17 protein-coding genes are annotated in these 20,898 nt (G+C 71.0%); 3 read left to right on the top strand and 14 right to left on the bottom strand.

From position 1 onward, the window contains the following. Positions 1 to 19: 19 nt before the first annotated feature. The 4 genes from MYMAC_RS22010 to MYMAC_RS22025 all read right to left on the bottom strand — a co-directional run bounded on the left by MYMAC_RS22010 (position 20) and on the right by MYMAC_RS22025 (position 8,106). Positions 20 to 1,681 (bottom strand): TolB family protein, encoded by a 1,662-nt coding sequence (locus MYMAC_RS22010; protein WP_095959513.1) that lies wholly within the window; start codon positions 1,679 to 1,681, stop codon positions 20 to 22. A gap of 260 nt (positions 1,682 to 1,941) precedes the next feature. Next, positions 1,942 to 2,892, bottom strand: a complete 951-nt coding sequence (locus MYMAC_RS22015; RefSeq protein WP_095959514.1) for a FecR domain-containing protein — start codon at positions 2,890 to 2,892, stop codon at positions 1,942 to 1,944. A gap of 40 nt (positions 2,893 to 2,932) precedes the next feature. Beyond that, entirely contained in the window at positions 2,933 to 4,780 is a 1,848-nt protein-coding gene (locus MYMAC_RS22020; protein ID WP_095959515.1) for a sensor histidine kinase, read from the bottom strand. Further along, complete coding sequence (locus MYMAC_RS22025; RefSeq protein WP_095959516.1) at positions 4,777 to 8,106, bottom strand: response regulator; 3,330 nt, start codon at positions 8,104 to 8,106, stop codon at positions 4,777 to 4,779. Before MYMAC_RS22025 ends, MYMAC_RS22020 begins: the two co-directional genes overlap by 4 nt. Positions 8,107 to 8,302: 196 nt before the next feature. Here MYMAC_RS22025 and lexA point away from each other — a divergent pair, with 196 nt between their 5' ends. Next, positions 8,303 to 8,971 (top strand): transcriptional repressor LexA, encoded by a 669-nt coding sequence (gene lexA, locus MYMAC_RS22030; RefSeq protein ID WP_013941049.1) that lies wholly within the window; start codon positions 8,303 to 8,305, stop codon positions 8,969 to 8,971. Between the two features lie 39 nt (positions 8,972 to 9,010). Here the strand turns inward: lexA and MYMAC_RS22035 are convergent, their stop codons facing one another. The 5 genes from MYMAC_RS22035 to eno form a co-directional block, all read right to left on the bottom strand. Further along, positions 9,011 to 10,153, bottom strand: a complete 1,143-nt coding sequence (locus MYMAC_RS22035) for a tetratricopeptide repeat protein (RefSeq protein ID WP_095959517.1) — start codon at positions 10,151 to 10,153, stop codon at positions 9,011 to 9,013. Positions 10,154 to 10,167: 14 nt separating this feature from the next. Continuing rightward, positions 10,168 to 11,328 carry a hypothetical protein gene (locus MYMAC_RS22040; protein WP_095961658.1) on the bottom strand — a complete coding sequence of 387 codons (1,161 nt, stop codon included), beginning with the start codon at positions 11,326 to 11,328 and terminating at the stop codon, positions 10,168 to 10,170. A gap of 61 nt (positions 11,329 to 11,389) precedes the next feature. Next, positions 11,390 to 12,316, bottom strand: a complete 927-nt coding sequence (locus MYMAC_RS22045) for a LysM peptidoglycan-binding domain-containing M23 family metallopeptidase (RefSeq protein ID WP_095959518.1) — start codon at positions 12,314 to 12,316, stop codon at positions 11,390 to 11,392. A 2-nt stretch (positions 12,317 to 12,318) separates the two neighbouring features. Then, positions 12,319 to 13,107, bottom strand: coding sequence for a 5'/3'-nucleotidase SurE (surE, locus tag MYMAC_RS22050; RefSeq protein ID WP_013941053.1), 789 nt, complete (start codon positions 13,105 to 13,107; stop codon positions 12,319 to 12,321). Positions 13,108 to 13,111: 4 nt separating this feature from the next. Then, positions 13,112 to 14,410 (bottom strand): phosphopyruvate hydratase, encoded by a 1,299-nt coding sequence (gene eno / locus MYMAC_RS22055; RefSeq protein WP_095959519.1) that lies wholly within the window; start codon positions 14,408 to 14,410, stop codon positions 13,112 to 13,114. A 106-nt stretch (positions 14,411 to 14,516) separates the two neighbouring features. On the opposite strand from eno, the gene MYMAC_RS22060 reads away from it, so the two are divergent. Further along, on the top strand, positions 14,517 to 15,560 hold the full coding sequence (locus MYMAC_RS22060) for an ADP-ribosylglycohydrolase family protein (RefSeq protein WP_095959520.1): 1,044 nt from the start codon (positions 14,517 to 14,519) through the stop codon (positions 15,558 to 15,560). A gap of 105 nt (positions 15,561 to 15,665) precedes the next feature. Here MYMAC_RS22060 and MYMAC_RS37260 read toward each other — a convergent pair whose 3' ends face one another. From MYMAC_RS37260 to MYMAC_RS22075, 4 genes are all read right to left on the bottom strand, one after another. Further along, positions 15,666 to 15,842, bottom strand: coding sequence for a hypothetical protein (locus MYMAC_RS37260; RefSeq protein ID WP_013941056.1), 177 nt, complete (start codon positions 15,840 to 15,842; stop codon positions 15,666 to 15,668). Positions 15,843 to 16,255: 413 nt separating this feature from the next. Further along, positions 16,256 to 16,681, bottom strand: a complete 426-nt coding sequence (locus MYMAC_RS22065; RefSeq protein WP_013941057.1) for a type II toxin-antitoxin system RatA family toxin — start codon at positions 16,679 to 16,681, stop codon at positions 16,256 to 16,258. A 42-nt stretch (positions 16,682 to 16,723) separates the two neighbouring features. Then, positions 16,724 to 17,689: a class II fructose-bisphosphatase gene (glpX, locus tag MYMAC_RS22070; protein WP_013941058.1), complete on the bottom strand. Its 966-nt coding sequence runs from the start codon at positions 17,687 to 17,689 to the stop codon at positions 16,724 to 16,726. Positions 17,690 to 17,719: 30 nt separating this feature from the next. After that, complete coding sequence (locus MYMAC_RS22075; RefSeq protein WP_095959521.1) at positions 17,720 to 18,148, bottom strand: acyl-CoA thioesterase; 429 nt, start codon at positions 18,146 to 18,148, stop codon at positions 17,720 to 17,722. A gap of 98 nt (positions 18,149 to 18,246) precedes the next feature. Here MYMAC_RS22075 and MYMAC_RS22080 point away from each other — a divergent pair, with 98 nt between their 5' ends. Further along, positions 18,247 to 19,860 (top strand): alkaline phosphatase family protein, encoded by a 1,614-nt coding sequence (locus MYMAC_RS22080; protein WP_204816885.1) that lies wholly within the window; start codon positions 18,247 to 18,249, stop codon positions 19,858 to 19,860. A gap of 140 nt (positions 19,861 to 20,000) precedes the next feature. Here MYMAC_RS22080 and nadC read toward each other — a convergent pair whose 3' ends face one another. Next, the gene (nadC, locus tag MYMAC_RS22085) at positions 20,001 to 20,894 is read right to left on the bottom strand and encodes a carboxylating nicotinate-nucleotide diphosphorylase (protein ID WP_095959523.1); all 894 of its coding nucleotides are present in this window, start codon (positions 20,892 to 20,894) and stop codon (positions 20,001 to 20,003) included. Positions 20,895 to 20,898: the final 4 nt, after the last annotated feature.

The following is a 20,898-nucleotide window of genomic DNA, read 5'->3' on the forward strand; positions in this document are numbered from 1 at the left end:
GGTTCAGGGCCGAGGCAGTCTACAGGGCGCGCTCGCTGTGCCGAAGCGCCTTCCGCATCGACGCGCGCGGCCGAAGCCAGCACGCCAGCAACAGGATCACCCCGGAAAGCGTCAACGGCCCGCCCCCTGTGCTACAGCCCCGAAGCGCCTCGTCGCGCCCAGGCCCCTCCGCGACGAAGGTCACCGGCGACACCGAGGAGGACGAAGATGACACCGGCTTCAGCGCGCGCCCCGGGATGACGCGCGCTCCCGTGGGCGCGTCCGCCACGGGCTGACACACGGTGGGCGGTGCATACACGCGGAGCCGGAAGGCGCTGCCCGGCCTGCCGGAGATGAGCGCCGCCAGCGAGTTGTGACCATCCAGCGGCGCGCGCGTGGCCACCAGCGCGACGCCCTGCTTGAAGCGGGACGGGTCCACCAGCTCGCGGCCGTTGATCCACACCCAGCCCGCGGTGGAGTCCTGGCCGTTGTAGCCGTTGTCCACGCACAGCACGCCGTCACCGGTGCCCGCGAAGCCGAGCGCCACGCCGTTGGGCTGACCGCTGGTGCGCGCAACCTCCAGCGCCGCGAGCAGCGGCCAGGCGCCCGGCCGCGTACACACCTCCTCGGGCGAAGGCGCGTCCACCGCCGCGAGCTTGCAGCCCGGCGCGTCATCCAGCCTGAAGGTGAAGGCATGGACGTTGAAGTCACCGTTCTCCGAGACGGTCCACACCACGCGCACCGTGCCGTCCGCGTCCATGCTCAGATCGGTGAGGCTCTCGTTCTCCGGCGTCTCGGTGATGGCGTAGAGCGTCTGCGTGCTCACGTCATACAGCACGATGTCGAAGTCGTTCTTCGCCGGATCCCTACGCTCGAAGGCGATCAGCGAGCCGCTGATGCTGGGGTTCGCGTCCATCCCCGGCAGCGCCAACCGCTGCTCCGCGCCGCCGTTCAGCGGCTTCCAGTAGATGTCCCGGTCCGTCACGCCCTCAATGGTCCGCGTGCTGGCATAGACGGCGATGTCGCCGTTGGTGTCCGGCTGGGACTCCTCGCCTTCGCTGCCCGTCAGGGCCTGCGAGGTGAAACCGTGGGCGCTCCGCCGCGCCTGCCAGATGTCGCAGCGCAGCCCCTGCTCGTCGCACTTGGCCCAGACGATGGCCGAGCCATCCGGCGACACCGCGGGCGTGCGGTCCTGGAACGTGTCGTCCGTGAGCCGCGTGAGCGTGCCCTGGTCCAGGTCATACACGGCGAGCTCCGGCTGCGACGTCACGCCGGTGTAGCCGAAGTCCTGCCACGCCACCGTGCGCCCACCAATCACCGCGGAGCGGCGGCTGCTCCCCGCCTCCGGCGCCAGCTCGCGGGGCGCCGAGTCCACGCCCACGTCGAACGTATAGATGGCGCTGGAGGTGCTCACGCGCGTGAAGACGATGGTGCCGCCGGAGACGTCCGACACGAAGTCGAACGCGCCGCCGTTGGGGATGGCGGCGTCCACGAACGTCTTCAGGTCGTGGTAGCGAATCTCGCTCGTGCCTCGGGCTTCGTTCGTATAGGCCACCAGCGGCCCGCTGACGTGCGGGTCCGTCTGGTCCCCCGGCCCCCCGGCCACCACCTGCAGGGTGCCTGTCAGGGTGCGGAGCTCCGGAGTGGAGGCGAAGGCGAGCGGGGAAAGCAGGCAGCAACTCAGGGCCAGTGTCCGCAGCATCGGAGAGGACCTCCCGGGGATTCCGAAACGAAGACCCACGCCTCGCTCAAGGCGCAGTGGGCCCGGAACCCTTCCGGTGCTGACTTCCCACGGCGGTCACGGCCGGCCGGACTTCAGGCCCCGCGGCTTTGCGCACCCGGGCTTTCGCCCGGGATTGCCCTTGAACAGGAATGACTCCTCCCGGGAGTGTAGGGAGCCCCCTCGCCATGGGTCAAGGCGAACACCCGCTCGCCTCCACGGCTGCGGAGCGGGTGCTGGTGCTACTGATTCCAGATGTTCTCGGTATCCGTCTTGAGGGGCGGGGGTGTGGTGTCCACCACGACGTCCTTGGTGTCCTGTTGTCGGGTGCGCCCCACGCCGTGGGCCTGGACGTCCACCGTGTTGCGGCCCTCGCGCAGGACGACCTTTCGCTGGAAGTTTCCCTCCGCATCGGACGTGACGGTGACGCCATCCACCTGCACGCGGCTGCCGGGTGAGGCCTGGCCCCGCACGACGAGCTCGCGCTGGCGGCGGGTGCGCTCGGTGGGCCAGTCCACCTTGAGCAGGAGGCTGGTGGGGATGGCGGACGGCTCCGACGGCGCCTGTCCCGGCCGCACGACGGCCTGCTGCCCGGCGCGGACGATGACGACCTTGCCCTGGCCCACGAGCGTCACCTCGCCTTCGCGCGTGCCCACGGCCACGGTGCCCTCGCCGTTGTTGCTCATGGTGAACTCGCCGGCCTGCTGCAAGGTGGCCGTCGCGTCCGAGTTCGCCGCCTTCACCTCGAAGGTGTGCCGTTGTCCCGGGCGCACGACGGCGGTGGCCATGCCGCGCTGGAGCAGGATGCGGGAGAGCGACTCGGTCAGCGCGTCCACGGAGATTTCCGTGCCCGGGTCCATGTGCACCTCCACCGCCTCGCCGCCAATCAGCATGGCGTACGAGCCGTCATCGGTGCGCACCCGCTCGTCGCGGCGCAGCGTCGTGCCCACCGTGGCCTCGCGCCACGTGCCGTCCGTGTTCTGCACCTCCACCTTGCCGGACACCTGCGTCAGCTCCAGCTCCAGCGGCTTGTGCACCGCCGGCGCCTCCACGACGGGGGGCGCCACGGGCGGAGGGGGCGGCGGTGGCGGCTGGCGCAGGAAGACGAACCACCCCACCGGCAGCGCCGCGAGAATCAGCGCGAGGCCAATGAGGAAGGGCGCTTGACGGCGCGATGGGCGGGAATCAGCCATGGGCAGCCTCGTTAGCTATCACAGGCCCAGCGGAGGGCCCTCACGCCTTCGGCAGCTTCACGGTGAAGCAACTGCCCTGCTCGACCTCCGAGCGGACCTCGATGCTCCCGCCCGCCTCCGTCACCACACGCCAGGCCACGCTGAGCCCCAGCCCCACGTTGGACCACACGTCCTTCGTGGTGAAGAAGGGCTCGAAGATGCGGGGCCGGTGGCTGGGGGCAATCCCCTTCCCCGTGTCCTCCACCTCCAGGAAGCCGAAGCCGTCGGCCTCGCCCGTGCGCAGGGTGAGCCGCTTGTCCGGTGACTTCAGCATCGCGGTGCGCGCGTTGGACACCAGCGCCAGCACCACCTGCGACAGGTGGCCCGGGTCCGCGCGCACGCGCGAGAGTCCGTCCTCCAGCACGCTGGTGAGCACCACGCCCTCGCCGCGCACCTGGTGCTCGGTGAGGGTGAGCGCGTCGCGCACCACGGCGTTGAGGTCCACCGGCCGCAGCTCCGCGCGCTCGCGCTGCTGGGAGAAGCGCAGCAAGTTCTGGGTGATCTCCTTGCAGCGCTTGGCGCTCTGCTCGATCTTCCGCAGCGACTCCAGGTCCGGGTCCGCGGCGCCGCGGTCCAACATCAGCAACTGCACGTTGCCGAGGATGCCGGCCAGCGGGTTGTTGATTTCGTGCGCCACCCCCGCGCCGAGCTGCCCCACCGCGGCCAGCTTCTGCGCCTCCACGAGCTGCGCCTGGGCCGCCTTCAGCTCCGCGGTGGCCTCGTCCACGCGGACGCGCAGGTCATCGTTCCAGCGGAGCATCCGGGCGCGGGCCGCCTCCAGCTCCTCGCCCATGCGGTTGAAGGTGGTGGCCAGCTCGCTCAGCTCGTCCTGGCCCGTGACTTTCACGCGCGTGTCCAGCTCGCCGCGGCCGTAGGCCTCCGCGCCGCGCACCACCTCCGCCAGCCGCAGGTTGAGGCGGCGCGTGAAGAGCGCGCCCAGCCCCAGCAGCACCAGGAAGGTGGCGCCAATGGACAGCAGCACCGTGCGCCGCATGCCGTGGACGGGCGCCAGCGCGGCGGCCTCGTCCACCTCCACCAGCACGTCGAAGCGCATGCCATGGGGCACGCGCGCCACGCTGACGCGCCGGGCGGGGGACTCCACGCGGAAGCTGCGCACCGGCTCCGCCAGCGGCGCCGCCGGGGCCAGCAGGCGCGCGCCCAGCTCCGGCGGCAGCACCTGGCCCCGGCGCTCGGGCACGGTGCTGGCGAGCACGCGGCGCTCCTCGTCCACCAGGTGGATGCGCCCCAGCCCGTCTCCCAGGCGGCGGCGCAGCACCGCCTCCAACGGCTGCAGCACCACCTCCGCGACGGCGAAGGGCGCGCCGTCCCCCTCCGCCAGCTTCACCGCCACGGCCACCGCCGAGCGCCCCTCCTCCGCGTGGACGTACGCGCTGCCCAGCGCGGCCTGGCCCTTGCCGCCCCCCCGCAGCGTCTGCACGGGGATGGAGCGCACCAGCCTGTCCACGGAGTCGGGGGAGAAGGCCGGGTGCCCGTCGAACGCCCGCGCGCGGAAGACGGGCGCGCCCAGCGGGCGGCCCTCCGCGTCCAGCTTCAGCACCGCGCTCACCGCCGGGGACTGGCCATACAGGAGCCGCAGCGCGCCCTGCGTCTCCGCGTCGCTCGCGGCCTGCCAGTCGATGAGCTCCGCCGAGCGGGCCAGCGCGTCCACCACCTCCATCACGGTGGCGCCCACGGACTCCGCGGTGGCGGTCGCCTGCGCGCGCTGCTCCGCGTCGATGCGGGCGGCCAGCTCCGCCTCCGCGCGCGAAAGCAACAGGAAGCCGACCGCGGCCAGGGGAAGCACCGTCGCGGCGAGCATGAACAGGACGAGTTGCTGGTAGAGCCTCATCCGGCCACGGAGCGTACCACCCGCTCCTGGTCACTGCGCAGGAACACCGAGCCCGCAATCGCCTTGGCGCGCTTCTTCATGTCCGCGGCGCGCCGCGCCAGCTCCGCGTGGTCCTGCGCGCCGTCCGTCATCACCGCCACCACGGACACGCTCATGATGGGGAACCGCCGCTTCTCCCCGTAGCGGTCCTCCGCCTCGATGTGGCCGCGCTCCCGGTCCTGCCGGTCGTAATAGAGCGGGATGATGCGGTCGAACGTCTCGATGGCCTTCTGGCAGATGCGGTCCACCGTCTCCGGCGAGGTGATGAAGACGAAGTCGTCCCCCGCCACGTGGCCCAGGAAGTCCCCGGGCGCGCCGTCCTGGGCGAAGACCTCGCGCATCAAGTCCCCCGTCTGGCGCACCACGCCGTCCGCCTTCGCGAAGCCGTAGTAGTCGTTGTAGGCCTTGAGGTTGTCCAGGTCCAGGTAGCAGAAGGCGAAGGGCCGCCGCAGCGACAGGCGCCGCTGCACCTCGCGCTCGATGGCGGTGGAGCCCGGAAGCTGCGTGGTGGGCGAGGCCGACAGCTCCTGCTCCTTGCGCCGCATCACGCTCTCCACGCGCGCGCCCAGCTCCAGCGCGTCGAAGGGCTTGGTGAGGTAGTCGTCGCCGCCCAGCTTGAGCGCGCGCACCTTGGAGGACGTCTCCGCGCGGGCGGAGATGAAAATGACGGAGATGTGGCCTCCGGCGCTCTCCGCCTTGATCTCCTCCAGGAAGACGAAGCCGTCCCCGTCCGGCAGCGTCACGTCCAGCAGCACCACGTCCGGACGGCGCTCGCGCAGGGAGCGGCGCCCCTCCTCGATGGAGCCCGCCAGCGCCACGTCGAAGCCGAGGTTCTCCAGCACCTCGCGGCAGATGGCGGCGATCTTCGCGTCGTCATCCACCACCAGCACGCGGCCGTGCGCCGGGCCCTGGCGTCCCCGCACCAGCGAGTCCACCGTGGCCAGCAGCTTGTCCGACGCCAGCGGGCGCACCAGGAAGGCGTCCGCGCCGGCGCGGAAGGCGCGCTGGCGCTCGTCGAAGGCGGACGTCACCAGCAGCGGCGCCCGGCGCGTCTCCGGGTCGTGCCTCAGGATCTCCGCCAGCCGCAGCCCGTCCACGTCCGGCAGGCGCACGGACACCATCACCGTGTCCGGCTCGTGCCGGCGCGCGGCGGCCAGGCCGTCCTCCGCGTTGAAGGCCAGGCGCACGTCGTAGCCGCGCGCGGACATCAGCGCCTTGGCGATGAAGGCCACCTCCGGCTCGCCGTCGATGACGAGCACCCGCCCCCGGCTCTCCTGCCGGCGCGGGAGCTGGATGGCGTCCGCCACGTCGTCGGTGCGGCGCAGCTCCGGCGGCGGCTCGGTGGGCAGCACCACCATGAAGCGCACGCCGTCCGAGCATGGCTCGCACCAGATGCGGCCGCCGTGGGCCTCCACGATGTTGCGGCAGATGGCCAGCCCCAGGCCGGTGCCCCGCACGGTGCGGTTGGCCTTGGTGCGCGCCTGCTCGAAGCGGTCGAAGATGCGCTCCAGGCTCTCCTCGGCGATGGGGTCCCCGCTGTTCCAGCAGGAGATCACGACGTAGCCCGGCAGGCTGGAGGTGGCGTGCACCTCCACCCGCACCTCCCCGCCCTCCGGGGTGAACTTCACCGCGTTGTTGAGCAGGTTGTTGAGCACCTGGTCCAGGCGGTTGGGGTCCGCCACCACGCGCATCGGGTGGCGTGGCAGCACCGGCTTCACCAGCACGCGCTTCTCGCCGAAGGCCGGGCCGTACTTCTCCACCACGCGCTGGACGAGCTCGTCGAGGTACGACACCTCGAAGCTCATCCGCAGCCGGCCCTTGGCGAACTTCGACAGGTCCAGCAGGTCATCCACGATGGCGTTGAGCTTCTCCGTGGAGTCCCGCGCCAGCGACAGGTAGCGGCGCTGCCGCTCGTTGATGTCGCCGGCCATGAAGTTGAGCACCAGGTCCAGCGCGCCGGAGATGGACGTCAGCGGCGTGCGCAGTTCGTGGCTCACCATGGAGACGAACTCGTCCTTGCGCTCCTCCAGGCGCTTCTGCTCGGTGATGTCGCGCAGCACCACGCACACGCCGCGCAGCGTGCCCCGCGCGTCCGTCACCGGCGTCACCGTCGTCTGGACGTGCCGCTCGAAGAGCTTCACCTCCTCGCGCAGCACCTGGCCGCCGCCGTACTCCCAGCCGCGCACCAGGTGGAAGGGCTGGAAGCCCAGGCGCTCCTCCATCAGCCGCGTCGTCTGCTCCTCGGGGTCCTCCCCCGCGTGCAGGAGGCGCCGCGCCGCCGGGTTCATCACCACGATGTCGTTCTTCTCGTCGGTGAGGACCACGCCGTCCGCCATGGACTCCACCATCCGCTCCATGCGGTGGCGGGCCTCCTCCTCCGCCGAGCGCAGGGACTGGATGGCGTCCGCCGTCTGGTTGGCGAGCACGTCCAGCAGCACGCCGTCGTCCTCGGAGAAGGCGTCCGGCTTCTGGCTGAACAGCGACAGCATGCCCACCGGGCGCCCGCCCGCCACCAGGTTGACGGTGAGCTGGCTGGGGTAGACGGACGGCGCCGCCGCGTCCCGCGTGGTGGTGCCCGCCACGCGGGTGATGACGCGGTCCTCCGGCAGCAGCAGGCCGCTGCTCTTGCGGTAGGCGCCGAGCATGGACTCCTTCACGCCCAGCAGCGCCTGCTCGCCCACCATGCCCTGGCAGCGCAGCCGCAGCGTGGCGCTGCGGGCCTCGTCCGGGGCGATGAGCGCCGCCCCGCAGTCATAGGGCAGCACGCGCGCCACCGCGATGAGCACGCGGTCGATGATGTTGTCGTAGCTGGCCGGATCATTCGCGCTGGCGCGGCTGACCTCGTACAGGACGAAGAGCGCCTCCACGCGCTGGTGGAGCTGGCGGATCAGCCGCTCCTTGTCCTTGCGCAGCTGCGTGTACTCCACCGCGTTCTTCACGGTGATGAGCAGGTCGTTCACGTCCCAGGGCTTGGTGATGTACCGGTACACCTGCCCCTGGTTGATGGCCGCGATGATGTCGTCCGGGTGGGTGTACCCCGTCAGCAGCAGCGCGGTGACGTCGAAGCCCTCCGCGCGCGCGGTGGCCACCAGCTCGATGCCCGTCATCTCCGGCATCCGCTGGTCCGTGATGAGGACGTCCACCGGCTCCTTTCTCAGGATTTCCAGCGCGGCGGAGCCGCTTCGGGCCGTGAGGACGCGGTACCGGCGCTGGAACATCCGCGTGAGGATGTCCAGGACGTCGGCCTCGTCGTCGACGAAGAGCAGTGTGTGGCGGAGCTCGGACAAAGCGGAGGAAGTGTACGTCGAGTTCGCCCCCCCGCCTCAAGAAGTGAGAAACAGGACGAAGCGGCGCGTACCCGGAGTGCGCGGCGCGACACCGGACGAGTTGACTCTACACGTCTGTTCAGGGAGAGTGACACTGAAAGCCTGTTGCCTGGGGGGAACGACTCCCCGGCAGGACGGCAGACGAGTGAGGGAGCGCATGGAAGAGCTCACGGAACGCCAGCGCGAGATTCTCAGCTTCATCGTCAAGGAGACGGAGACCCGGGGCTTCCCGCCGACGATTCGCGAAATCGGGGAGCACATGGACATCCGCTCGACGAACGGTGTCAACGACCACCTGAAGGCGCTGGAGCGCAAGGGCTACCTGAACCGGGGCGAGCAGCAGAGCCGCTCCCTGGTGCCCACCAAGCGCGCGCGGCTGCTGCTCGGCCTGGGGGCGCGCAAGGACTCGGGGATGGTGGAGATTCCCCTGCTCGGCAAGGTGGCCGCCGGCGCGCCGCTGCTGGCGCAGGAGAACATGGAGGACTCCGTCAAGATCGACAGCTTCCTGCTCGGAGGCGTGAATGGCCGCGAGGTCTTCGCCCTGCGCGTGAAGGGCCAGTCGATGATTGACGACGGCATCCACGACGGGGACTACCTCTTCGTGAAGAAGACGCCGTCCGCGCAGCCGGGTGAAATCGTGGTGGCGCTCATCGAGGACGAGGCCACGGTGAAGCGCTACTACCCGGAAGGCGACCGCATCCGCTTCCAGCCGGCCAACGCCACCATGCAGCCCATCTACGTGAGCCGCGCGGAGTTCCGGTCCACCATGATTCTGGGCCAGGTGGTGGGCGTGTACCGCAAGCTCCAGGGCGGCCGCACCCAATAGTCTCCCCCGCCCCGGGCCGGCTGCTGGCCCGGGGGTGGCTCAGGGGCACTTCTTGAGGCTGGCGTCAGCCGCGGTCGCCCGCGCGCAGGCGGCCTGGAGGATGCCGGTGTCCTTGAGCTCGCTCGCGAGCCGGGCGGTGGCGACGTGCAGCTCGGTGTCCTTCGCGTGGTCCTGCTCCGCGCTGAGGGTGGACAGGATGCGCAGCGCGTCCGGCTTGCGGTCCATGGTGGCCAGCAGGCTGGCCAGCTCGCGCATCTCGCGGATGTCCTGGCCGGACACGGACTCCAGCGCGGCGGCCAGCTCCTCCTTCGCGGCCGAGCTGTCCTTCATCCCCAGGTAGATGCGGGCCAGCGCCACGTGGACGATGGCGCGGTCCTTCACGCGCAGGGACTCCTTGTAGGCGGAGATGGCGTCCCCGGGCTTGTCGAGCTTCGTCTTGATTTCACCGACGAGCTCCCACAGCGTGGGGTCCCGCGGCGCGCGGCTGGCGGCGTCGCGGTAGGCGTTGGCGGCCTCGGTGAGGTTGCCGGCGCGCACCAGGGCGTCCCCCAGGGTGGCGAGCACCTCCGCGGTGTGGATGCCGTCATCCACGGCCTTCTGGGCCGCGGCCAGCAGCTCCGGGTAGCGCTCCTGCGAGGACAGGACGTCCAGCGCGCGCATGACGAGCGCGGACTTCTGCTCGGGCGAGGGCGCGGCGCTGGACGCGAGCGTGAAGTGCCGCACGGCGGAGTCGTGGTCGCCCTTCTTGAGGTCCAGGTCGCCCAGCGACTCCAGGGCGTTGAAGTCCTGGGGGAACAACGACAGGGCCTTGCGCAGCGAGCTCTGGGCCTCCTCCACCTGGCCGAGCTGCGCCTGGATGAAGCCCAGGCGGCTCCAGTTGGTGGAGCGCTTGGGCTCCAGCTCGAGGGCGGCCTGGAACTCGGCGGCGGCGTCCGTCAGCCGGCCCATGGAGAGGTACAGCTCGCCGCGCGCGGCGGGCAGGCGCGGGTCGTCCGGGGCAATCTGCTTCATGGCGTCGAAGGAGGCCAGGGCCGCCTCGAAGTGGCCCTGGAGGTACTCGGCGGTGCCTTTGACGTAGAGGCCCTCCGCGTGGTCCTTCGGCTTGACGCGAGGCGTCTCGTCATCACAGCCCGTCAGGGCGAGCAGGGCAATCAGGGAGAGGACGCGCGTTCGCGGGAACATGGGGGCTCCGAAGCTCAGAAGTGGTACGCGATGCCGGCGTTCAGGTCCAGGTTGAGGCCGTCGCCCAGCTTCGATTCCGAAAGGCCCATCACCGCCTGCGCGACGTTGGTGCCCACCTCGACCTGGAAGCCCACCGAACCGGCGACGAGGTACTCCAGGCCCGCGAAGCCCATGACGGTGGGCAGCGTCCCGGTGGACTGGAAGATGCCGAAGTCACCGAAGGAGAGCTGCACGCCCAGGCCGAAGCCCCAGTAGGGCCGCAGGGACTTCTCCACGTTGTGGTAGTGCCGCGCGCCCACGACGCTGGGCAGCACGTTGAGGCCGCTGCGCACGCCCTCCTGGGTGGAGCGCACGTAGCTGAAGCCCACCTGGAGGAAGCCGACCCATTCAGGGTGGAACCAGTAGCCCACCTCGATGTCGCCGCCCGGGTTCACCTTGGACAGCTTGTCGATGAAGTTGTTGTTGACGCGCAGGCCCAGCAGCAGGCCGCCGCCGCCCGTCCGCGAGGAGCCGCCCAGGAGGGGGCGGGCCACCACGGACTCCTCGGGCGGGACGAGCGCGGCGAAGAGCTGATCCGCCACGGCCTGCGCCGTGCGCAGCAGGTCCTCGGACTCCGGCGCCTCGGCGCGCGGCCGGGCCAGGCTCCGCCCGCCCACGGCGTCCAGCAGGTTGGCGGTGAGCAGGTACTGGTCGCCGAAGCGGTCCAGCCGGCCGGCCACGACGTAGCGGGCGCCCGTGAGCGCCACCAGCTCCTGGAGGCAGTCCCCGCGCTCGCAGGACTTGAGGCCCTGGAGCTGCTGCTGGTGCTCGTCGTCCAGCGCGGACTCCACATCCCACTGGGACAGGACGCGCAGCCGGGGCGACTCCGCCAGCCGCGAGGTGATGAGCGAGGTGACGCCCGGCGCCGCGTCGCTGCCCGCCTCGTTGGACTCCAGCATCAGCACCGCGACGACGATGGGCGCGGGCGTGTCGGGCGTGTCGGGCGCGCTCGCTGGGGCTGCGGCGGCGGGAAGCAGCGTCGCGGACGGAGCGGACGGTGGCTCAGCGGGGGCTGGCGCCTGGGCGTTCGCCGCCGAGGCCATGAAGACGAAAGAAGAGAGCCACCAGGACACGAAGCGCGACACGGGCCGGCACTCTACCTTCACCCGGCCCCGGCACGGAGGGCCTGTCGTCACCCGGGCAGCGCCCCGCCCCACCGCCAGGCGCAGGGAGGCAGCCGAGCCCACCCTGCCCCGCTCACGAGGAGGGCATGGGGCCCAGGTAGTCGAGCGGGTCCACCGGCCTTCCATCCAGGCGCACCTCGAAGTGCAGGTGGGGCCCGGACGTCCGGCCGGACTCGCCCACGGTGGCAATCACCTGCGCGCGGCGCACCTTCTGCCCCGTCTTCACGCGCAGGTCGCGGTTGTGCGCGTACAGGGTGATGAGCTTGTTGGTGTGCTCGACGATGACGATGTTGCCGTAGCCCCGCTGCTCGCCCGCGTAGAGCACCGTGCCCGCCTGCGCCGTCTTCACGGGCGTTCCGGAAGGCGCGGCCAGGTCGATGCCGTCGTGTGGCTCCTTCCCCTTCTTGCCGAAGCGGCCATAGAGGACGCCCCTGAGGGGCCAGTCCAACTGCCCCTGGGTGGCCACGCGGCGAGGGCCCGTGGCGCTCGCCGGACGCGACCGGGGCCGGCTCCGCGACGGCGGCTCCTCGCGGCGCCCCGCGCCTCGCCGGGACGCGGTGGACACGGAGGTCCGGACCGGCTCCGGGTCCGCCTCCGCCAGGGCTCGCACGGGCACGCCGCGCTCGACGCCGGGGATGACGAGCTCCTGCCCCACCGCCAGGGTCCACGGCGCCGTGATGCCGTTGGCCGAGCCCAGCTCCTCCACCGTGAGGCCGTAGGTGCGGGAGATGCGGTACATCGTCTCGCCCGGCGCCACGCGGTGGCGCACGGACACCAGCTCCGGCTCGGCGTGCACGCCCCGCAGGTTGAAGGGCAGCGGCGTGGTGCGCGCGTCCGCGTCGGAGACTCCCGCCGCCTCGGCCTCGGGTGAAGCGGCGTCCAGCCCCAGGTCCGGCCCGGCCACGGAGGAGGCCCGGGTGCCCGCGCAGCCGCTCAGCAACACGGCCAGGAGGAACACCCGGAGCGCCCCACGCGCGCGGCTGGACACGCACGGCGCCAACGCTAGGCACCGTCCGGTTCATGCCGGTTGAAGCCATCGACCCGCCACCCGGAGAGGTCCGGGAGCCGGCCGTGGTCCGTCAGCTCGAAGTGCAGCGGCGTGACGGAGATGCGCTTGTCCCGGAACACGGCGTTGCAGTCGCTGCCCGGGATGTCCTCGTGCTGGTAGTCGCTGCCGCCAATCCAGTAGTACTTCCGGCCGCGCGGGTCCTCGTTCTCCACCACCTCGTAGCCGTACGAGTGACGGCCCTGGCGGGTGACGACGAAGCCCTCCGGCTCCACGCCCCCGGGGATGTTCACGTTGAGGAGCATCCGCGGCGGCAGGGGCCGCGACAGGGCGCTGGCCACCAGCGAGCGGGCGAACCGGGCCCCCGGCGCGAAGTCGAAGCTCCGCCGGGCCACCAGGCTGAAGGCGATGGCCGGCACGCCCAGGAGCGCGCCCTCCATCGCGGCGGCCACCGTGCCGGAGTACATGATGTCTTCGGCCAGGTTCGCGCCGTGGTTGATGCCGGAAACCATGAGGACCGGGCGATCATCCTTCAGGAGGTGGTTGATCGCCAGATAAGCGCAGTCCGCGGGGGTCCCGTCGACGGCGAACCACCGCTCCCGCACCTCCTTGATGCGCAGCGGCCGGTGGAGGGAGATGGCGTGCGAGGCGGCGCTCTGCTCCCGGTCGGGGGCCACCACCCACACCTCCCCCAGGGGGCTCACGGCCTCGACCAGCGCCTGGAGCCCCTCGGAGAAGTAACCGTCGTCGTTGGAGACGAGGATGCGCTTGGGCTTGTCGCTCACGGGCTCACTTCTTCTGGTTCAGGGCGCGGAACACCGACTTGCCAGCGTAGCGGGCCGCGGCCCCCAGCTCGCCTTCGATGCGCAGCAGTTGGTTGTACTTGGCCACGCGGTCGGAGCGGGACGCGGAGCCCGTCTTGATCTGCCCGCAGTCCAGCGCCACGGCCAGGTCGGCGATGGTGGTGTCCTCCGTCTCGCCGGAGCGGTGGCTCATGACGGACGTGTACCCGGCGCGGTGCGCCATGCGCACGGCGTCGAAGGTCTCCGTCAGGGTGCCAATCTGGTTCACCTTCACCAGGATGGAGTTGGCCGTGCCGGACTCGATGCCGCGGCCCAGGCGCTCCACGTTGGTGACGAAGAGGTCGTCGCCCACCAGTTGCATGCGCGAGCCCAGCGCGTCGGTGAGCTTCTTCCAGCCCTCCCAGTCATCCTCCGCCATGCCGTCTTCGATGGAGATGATGGGGTAGCGCTCCGCGAGGCCGCGGTAGTACTCGAGCAGGCCGGTGGAGTCGTACTCCTTGCCCTCGCCCTTCAGCTTGTACTTCTTGCTGCCCTTGTCGAAGAACTCGCTGGCCGCCACGTCCAGGGCCAGGAAGAGCTGCTCCCCGGCCTTGAAGCCCGCCTGGTCAATGGCCTCCATGATGAGCTTGAGCGCCTCTTCGTTGGCCGGCAGGTCCGGGGCGTAGCCGCCCTCGTCGCCCACGCCCGTGGCCAGCTTGCGGCCCTTGAGAATCTTCTTCAGCGCGTGGAACACCTCGGCGCCCCAGCGCAGGCCCTCCGCGAAGGAGGACGCGCCGGCGGGCACCACCATGAACTCCTGCACGTCCACGCGGGTGTCCGCGTGCGCGCCGCCGTTGAGGATGTTCATCAGCGGCACCGGCAGGGTGCGCGCCTGCGCGCCGCCCACGTACCGGTACAGCGGCAGCCCGTGCGCGTCCGCCGCGGCGCGCGCCGCCGCCATGGACACCGCGAGGATGGCGTTGGCGCCCAGCTTGCCCTTGGTGGCCGTGCCGTCCAGCTCCAGCATCCGCTGGTCCACGGCGAACTGGTCCGCCGCGTCCATGCCAATCAGCGCCGGCGCGAGCGCGTCCACCACGTTCTTCACGGCCTTCTGCACGCCCTTGCCCAGGTAGCGCTGCTTGTCGCCGTCCCGCAGCTCGATGGCCTCGTGCTCGCCGGTGGACGCACCGGACGGCACCGCCGCCCGGCCGCGAGAACCTCCGACAAGCTGGACCTCCGCCTCCACGGTGGGGTTGCCACGGGAGTCGAGCACTTCGCGCGCCAGAATCTGAGAAATCTCGGTCATAGGCGGCCGTTTCTAGAAGAGCCCCCCGGGCCGGGCAAGCGTGCTCGCGGCCCGCGCTGCTACAGTGTCCACCCGTCGAATGCCCCCGCCCCAACGCCGCCCCGCCATGAAGGGGCCTGATCCACTGCTTGCTCAACGGCGCCGAGGCGCGCTGCTGGGCATGGCCGTGGGCAACGCCCTGGCCGTGCCCACCGCGCACCGGCCCTTCATGGCGGTCGCGTTTCCAAAGCAGGCGGAGGGGCCCTACATGAAGCTGATGGGGGGCGGTCCGCATGAGCTGCGCCGCGGCCAGGTCACGGAGGTCGTCCAGCTCGCGGCCTGCCTGGGCCACAGCCTCCGGGCCCTCCGTCGCCATGACGCCGCGGACGCGCTGCGTCGTTACCGGGCCTGGCAGCCCCACGCCTTCGACGTCAGCGAGCCCATGAAGGAAGTGTTCGAGGACTGCCAGACGTCGGGCTTCCCGCCCCTGGGCGCGGGCCGGCGCGTGTGGCTGCGCGCGCACCGGAAGCCCGCGACGTCGGGGAGCCTGGCGCGCACCGCCCCGCTGGGCGTGTACCTGGCGGGCGACGTCCACGCGCTCGTCCTGGCCTCCCTGGAGGACTCCGCCCTCACCCACTTCGACCCGCGCTGCCAGCTCGCCTGCGCGGCCTTCAACGCGGCCATTGGCCACGCCGTCACCCATGGCGCGGGCCTCAAGGCCACGGACCTCATCACCGCCGCGGAGTCGGGCCTGCTGTTGGCCGGCGCGGCGCTCGGGCGCTCCGCCAGCGACTACGTGCAGGAGGTCTCCTTCGCCGCGGCGCTCCTGCGCGAGGACCTGGCCCTGGCCCAGCAGGAGGACCCGATGCTGTACGGGCCGGAGCTGCACCTCCACCGCCCCGCGCACGCGGTGCGCGTCGCCTTCCGGCTGGCCTTCTGGGAGCTCCTCCACGCCCCCAGCGCCGAGGCCGCGCTCCTGGACGTCGTCCACCGGGGCGGCGACACGGAGGCCCACGCCGCCATCACCGGGGCGCTCGTGGGCGCCTTCCACGGCGAACAGGCCCTGCCCGAGGAGTGGCGCAAGCAGGTCCTGGAGGCCCTGGCCACCGTGAAGGGGCCGCTGTGGGAGGTCTACCACCCCCGGCACCTGCTGGCCCTGACCCAGGGCTGAACGCGCGGGCCCTGGATGCGCGAAGCCCGCGGGGCTGTCCTTGGGAGGACTGCCGCCGCGGGCTTGGGGACACACGGGTGCGGCCGTCAGGCCGCTCGCCGGCGGTCAGGCCAGCAGGTCGATGACCACCACGCCCCGCTGGGGCTTGTCGTCTTCCGTCTCCGTGCGACGGCGCGGGCGCTCATCCGGCACGGGGAGCGGCAGCTCCACCACCGGCCTGTCGTGCTCCTCACGGCGGCGCTCACGGCGCTTGATTTCCTCGATGATGAAGGCGTCGAGCATGGGTCTTCCGTCTCCCTCAGCCTACGTACCCCGATGTACGCCCATCCCGCCCCAATACCATTTCCACCCTTATCAGATGCAAATTAAGAACCCCGGTTCTTCGCTGGGTACGTTGCAGCCATCTCGCACGGTTGCTCGTCTGCCACCCGACACCCGGGCCAGGGCACCCAGGGCAGGAATGTCGTGGAGGCCAAAAATCCCGTCGGGACGGTGTTCATTTTAATGCCCTCGATGCAGCCCGCAAGCGGACCGTCCCATGGGCATACTCCCCGTATCCGGCGTCGCAAGTCCCTTCGAAGTGGCCTCGTCCGCCCGCCTGCTGCGACGCGCGGTGGCAACCGGGTCCCCCGGGACTCCCGGCGGCCGGCGGGCGATGGTGGGGTCGCCCGCGAGCCGCCCGGAGCCCTCGCCGCTCAGGGCGCCTCGAAGCGGCGCTTGAAGGCGTCCAGCATCTTCGGCAGCGAGGTCTCCACCAGGGCGCTGACGACGCTCTTGGGCACCAGCGCGCCCAGGGCCATCTCCACGGTGTAGGTGGCCTTCGTCCTGCCCTCGCCCTCGGGCTCCAGCACCCAGCTCCCCTTGTTGTCCTTCATGAACTCGCCCTTGATGTAGGACCAGGACATGCGGGTGGGCCGCTCCTCGGTGACGTGGATGGAGTAGCTGATGGTCTTCACCACATCCACCTTGTAGTGGACGTCCACCGTGTTGCCCTGGCGGTTCTCGGTCCGGATGCCCTTCACCTCCGGAAGGAACTCCGGGTACTTCTCGTACTGGGTGATGACGTCGAAGACCTTCTCGATGGGGGCGTTGACGACGATGGTTCGCGAGGCGCCAGGCATGGGTGTCTCCTAGGGGGCGTGAGTCGGGGTGGGAGCAGCGGCCTAGAAAGCGTACCCCGGCTTCTTGTCGAACTTGTGCACCGACTGGATGAAGCGGACGGTGCCCGTCTTGCTGCGCATGACGACGGAGTGCGTCTCGCAGCCGCCGCCGAAGAAGCGCACGCCCTTGAGGAAGTCGCCGGTGGTGACGCCGGAGGCGGCGAACATCACCTCGCCCCTGGCCAGCTCCTCGGCGGTGTAGATCTTCGAGATGTCGCTGATGCCCATCGTCTTGCAGCGCTCGATTTCGCCCTGGTTGCGAGGAACGAGCCGGCCCTGCATGTCACCGCCGGTGGCGCGGATGGCCGCCGCCGCGATGACGCCCTCGGGCGCGCCGCCAATGCCCATCAGCACCTCCACGCCGGTGTTGTCGAAGCAGGTGGCGATGGCGCCGGCCACGTCGCCGTCCTCGATGAGCCGGATGCGCGCGCCCGCCGCGCGAATCTCCTTGATGAGGTCGGTGTGGCGCTCGCGGTCCAGCACCACCACGGTGAGGTCCTCCACGTAGACCTTCATCTTCTCCGCGATGGCGCGGAGGTTCTCCGTGGGCGTCTTGCGCAGGTCGATGGCGCCCCGGGCGCGCGGGCCCACGGCCAGCTTCTCCATGTACGTGTCGGGGGCGTTGAGCAGCCCGCCCTTCCCCGCCATGGCCACCACGGCGATGGAGCCCGGGCGGCCGTAGGCGCACAGGTTGGTGCCCTCCAGCGGGTCCAGGGCGATGTCCACCTCGGGCGCGCCGTCGCCGCGCTTGCCCACCTTCTCACCGATGTAGAGCATGGGCGCCTCGTCGCGCTCGCCCTCGCCGATGACGACGGTGCCATCAATCTGCAGCGCGTCGAAGGCGCGGCGCATGGCGTCCACGGCGGCCTGGTCCGACTCGTCCTTGTTGCCGCGGCCCATCAGTCGAGCGGAGGCGATGGCCGCCATCTCGGTGACGCGCACGACCTCCATTGCCAGGTTGCGATCCATGTGTGTGCTCCTTGGGTATGCCGGAAGGGCTCAGGTGGAAGTGGGAGAGCCTGGGGAAGGCTCGGGGGATTCGAGCAGCCGGATGAGGGCGTCCGGCAGCCGCGTGGGCCTGCCGTCCCGCCCCACGCAGGCGTGACGCGTCCTGCCGGTGCAGAGCAGCGTGCGTGGCGCACCGTCGCGGAACAGCGCGTAGGTGAACACGATGGACGCGCGGCGCAACTCACTCACGGTGGTTTGGATGACCAACAGGTCGTCGTAGCGCGCGGATGCCTTGTACTGACAGCTCGCCTCGGCCACCGGTAGCAGGGCACCCGAGCGCTCCAGCTCGGCGTAGCTGCCACCCCGTGCGCGGAAGTACTCACTGCGCGCGAACTCGAAATAGCGGAAGTAATTCGCGTAGTAGACGACACCCATCTGATCGGTGTCGCCGTAGATGACGCGAAGACGGGCCTCGACCATGAAGGCGCCGACCCTAACAGCGCGGTGTACGGCGTCCAAGCAGTGACACGCGTTGTTGGTTGCTTCTCACCATCCCCGCGGGGATGGTTCTCCTCCCAATGATTCGCGCACTTCTCCTCGCCGCCGCGCTGACCGCCCTGCCCGCGCTTGCCCGACCTCCCCGGCTCACGCTCGTCATCAGCGTGGACGCGCTCGGCAGTGACGTGCTGCTGCGCAACCGCGCCCGGCTGAAGGGCGGCCTGGGCCAGCTCCTCAACCAGGGCGCGTTCTTTCCCTATGCGCGCTACGGCCAGGCCGAATGCCGGACCGCGCCCGGCCACACCACCCTGTCCACGGGCGCCAACCCCTGGAGGCACGGCATCGTGGACAACCGGTGGGTGGAGCGCTCCACGATGAAGCGGGTGCTGGCCTTCGCGGACGCGGCCCACCCGGTGCTGGAGGCGCCGCTGACGCCGGGCCAGGACTCCGGCCCCGCGCACATCCAGGTGGAGACGCTGGCGGACCGGCTGCGCGTGGCCACGCAGGAGCGCGGCAAGGCGGTGGCGGTGTCCATCAAATCCCACGCCGCCATCCCCCTGGCGGGGCGGGCGGGTCAGGCGTGGTGGTTCGACAAGGGCGTGGGGAAGTTCGTCACCGGCACCTGGTACACGAAGGCGTTCCCGGAGTGGATGAAGGCGCTCAACGCGCGGAAGCTGCCGGAGGCGTCCTTCGGCAAGAAGTGGGAGCTGATGCGCCCCGCCTCGGAGTACGTAGGCGAGGATGAGGGCCCCGCCGAATCGGACGTCTACGGCCTGGGGCGCACCTTCCCCCATCCGCTGGACGGCGGGCTGCCGTCGCCGGGGCCGACCTTCTATCAGGCGTTCGCCGTCTCTCCGGACTCGCATGACCTGCTGGTGGAGGCGGCGAAGGCGGCCATCGCCGGTGAGGGCCTGGGCAAGGACGACGTGCCGGACCTGCTGGCCGTGAGCTTCAGCGGCACGGACCTGGTGTTCCACGAATACGGGCCCTACTCCTGGGAGATGCAGGACACGCTGCTGCGCCTGGACAAGGCGATGAGCGGCCTCATCGCCGCGGCCGAGCGCGCGGCGGGCGGCCGGGGCAACCTGGTCATCGCGCTGTCCGCGGACCACGGCGGCGCGGCGGCTCCGGAGCAGTGGGCGGCCACGGGACTGGCCGCGAAGCGGGTGAATCCCGTGGAGCTGGCGAACGGGCTGACGCAGGCGCTGCGCCAGCAGTTCGGCGGCGACGTGACGGCCACGCTCGAAGTCTTGGACGTGTACCTGGGCGGCAAAACGCACCAGGGCGGCGCGGTGGACGCGGCGGTGCGGCGCGCCGCGGCGGCGTGGCTGATGAAGCACCCGTCGGTGGTGACGGCCGTGGCCAGCGATGACCTGCTCACCGCGCCGGACACCGCCGGCTACCTGGCGCGGATGCGCAAGGGCTACTTCCCGGGCCGCAGCGGTGACGTGCTCTTCATGGTGAAGCCCTTCCACCTGCTGCTGAGCACCCCGGTGGGCACCAGCCACGGGACGCCCCACGCGTATGACGCGCAGGTGCCCATGCTGTTCGCGGGCAAGGGCGTGAAGCCGGGCGTCTACCTGGAGGAGGTGGACCCGGTGGACTTCGCCCCCACCCTGGCCGCGCTGATGGAGCTGGGCATGCCGGCGTCGGCGGAGGGCAAGCCCCGCGCGGAGGCCCTCACGGGCAGGTGAGCGCGCGGACGCGCGGCGTGACGGCGCGGTCCGCCGCTGCAGCCAGGCCGTGAAGGGAAGGCTCCGCGGCGTCCTGGTGAAGTACCGGGACGCCCTTCCCGCGGAGGCGCTGGAGCCAGGAGCGCCTCCGCCGCCGCGTGCTACGCCGGCTTCGGCTGCTTCGCCTGCCGGGCGCGCGCGGGCCGCTTCGCGGCGGCGGTGATCTCCAGCGACAGGTCCATGGCCCGCGCGGAGTGGGTCAGCGCGCCCATGGAGACGAAGTCGATGCCCAGCTTCGCCAGCCGGGGCAGCCGGTCCAGGGTGACGCCGCCGGACACCTCGAGCGGGACGCGGCCCGCCGCCAGCTTCACGGCCTCGCGAATCTGCGCGTCGTCCATGTTGTCCAGCATCACGACGTCCGCGCCGTGCTCGATGGCCTCCGCGAGCTGCTTGAGGTTGGTGACCTCGATCTCCACCTTGCACAGCCGCGGCCCGTTGAGCTTGGCCCGGCGCAGCGCCTCCGCGATGGAGCCCCCCACGGCGGCGATGTGGTTGTCCTTGATGAGGACGCCGTCGAAGAGGCCGAAGCGGTGGTTGGACGCGCCGCCCATGCGGACGGCCTCCTTGGCCACCGTGCGCATGCCAGGGGGCGTCTTCCGCGTGTCCAGGACGCGCAGCTTGGAGCCGCGCACCGACGTGACGGCCTGCTGGGCCAGCGTCGCGATGCCCGCCGCCCGCTGCACGATGTTCAGCGCGGTGCGCTCCGCCGCGAGCAGCGAGCGCATCCGGCCGTGACACCGCGCGGCGACCATCTTCGGTTTGATCTCCTGGCCGTCGCGGCGCAGCAGCTCCACCTCGACGTTCGGGTCGACCGTCTTGAAGACGCGGACGAAGGCCTCCAGGCCCGCGAGCACCAACTGCTCCTTGGCGACCAGCTCCGCGCTGCCCTCGTAGTCAGGAGGGATGAGGGCCTGCGAGGTGACGTCACCCGCCGCCCCCAGGTCCTCATCGAGAGCGAGCGCGATGAGCCGGTCGAGGTAATCCTGCTGCTGCACGTCT

The sequence above is a fragment of the Corallococcus macrosporus DSM 14697 genome (assembly GCF_002305895.1).
Taxonomy (GTDB): Bacteria; Myxococcota; Myxococcia; order Myxococcales; family Myxococcaceae; genus Myxococcus; species Myxococcus macrosporus.

Coding starts and splice junctions, on each gene's coding strand:
- MYMAC_RS22075 (WP_095959521.1), bottom strand. CDS start 18,148: ATGGTCGAGGCCCGTCTTCGCGTCATCTACGGCGACACCGATCAGATG.
- MYMAC_RS22080 (WP_204816885.1), top strand. CDS start 18,247: ATGATTCGCGCACTTCTCCTCGCCGCCGCGCTGACCGCCCTGCCCGCG.
- MYMAC_RS22060 (WP_095959520.1), top strand. CDS start 14,517: ATGAAGGGGCCTGATCCACTGCTTGCTCAACGGCGCCGAGGCGCGCTG.
- lexA (WP_013941049.1), top strand. CDS start 8,303: ATGGAAGAGCTCACGGAACGCCAGCGCGAGATTCTCAGCTTCATCGTC.
- MYMAC_RS22015 (WP_095959514.1), bottom strand. CDS start 2,892: ATGGCTGATTCCCGCCCATCGCGCCGTCAAGCGCCCTTCCTCATTGGC.
- glpX (WP_013941058.1), bottom strand. CDS start 17,689: ATGGATCGCAACCTGGCAATGGAGGTCGTGCGCGTCACCGAGATGGCG.
- MYMAC_RS37260 (WP_013941056.1), bottom strand. CDS start 15,842: ATGCTCGACGCCTTCATCATCGAGGAAATCAAGCGCCGTGAGCGCCGC.
- MYMAC_RS22010 (WP_095959513.1), bottom strand. CDS start 1,681: ATGCTGCGGACACTGGCCCTGAGTTGCTGCCTGCTTTCCCCGCTCGCC.
- MYMAC_RS22035 (WP_095959517.1), bottom strand. CDS start 10,153: ATGTTCCCGCGAACGCGCGTCCTCTCCCTGATTGCCCTGCTCGCCCTG.
- MYMAC_RS22065 (WP_013941057.1), bottom strand. CDS start 16,681: ATGCCTGGCGCCTCGCGAACCATCGTCGTCAACGCCCCCATCGAGAAG.
- MYMAC_RS22020 (WP_095959515.1), bottom strand. CDS start 4,780: ATGAGGCTCTACCAGCAACTCGTCCTGTTCATGCTCGCCGCGACGGTG.
- eno (WP_095959519.1), bottom strand. CDS start 14,410: ATGACCGAGATTTCTCAGATTCTGGCGCGCGAAGTGCTCGACTCCCGT.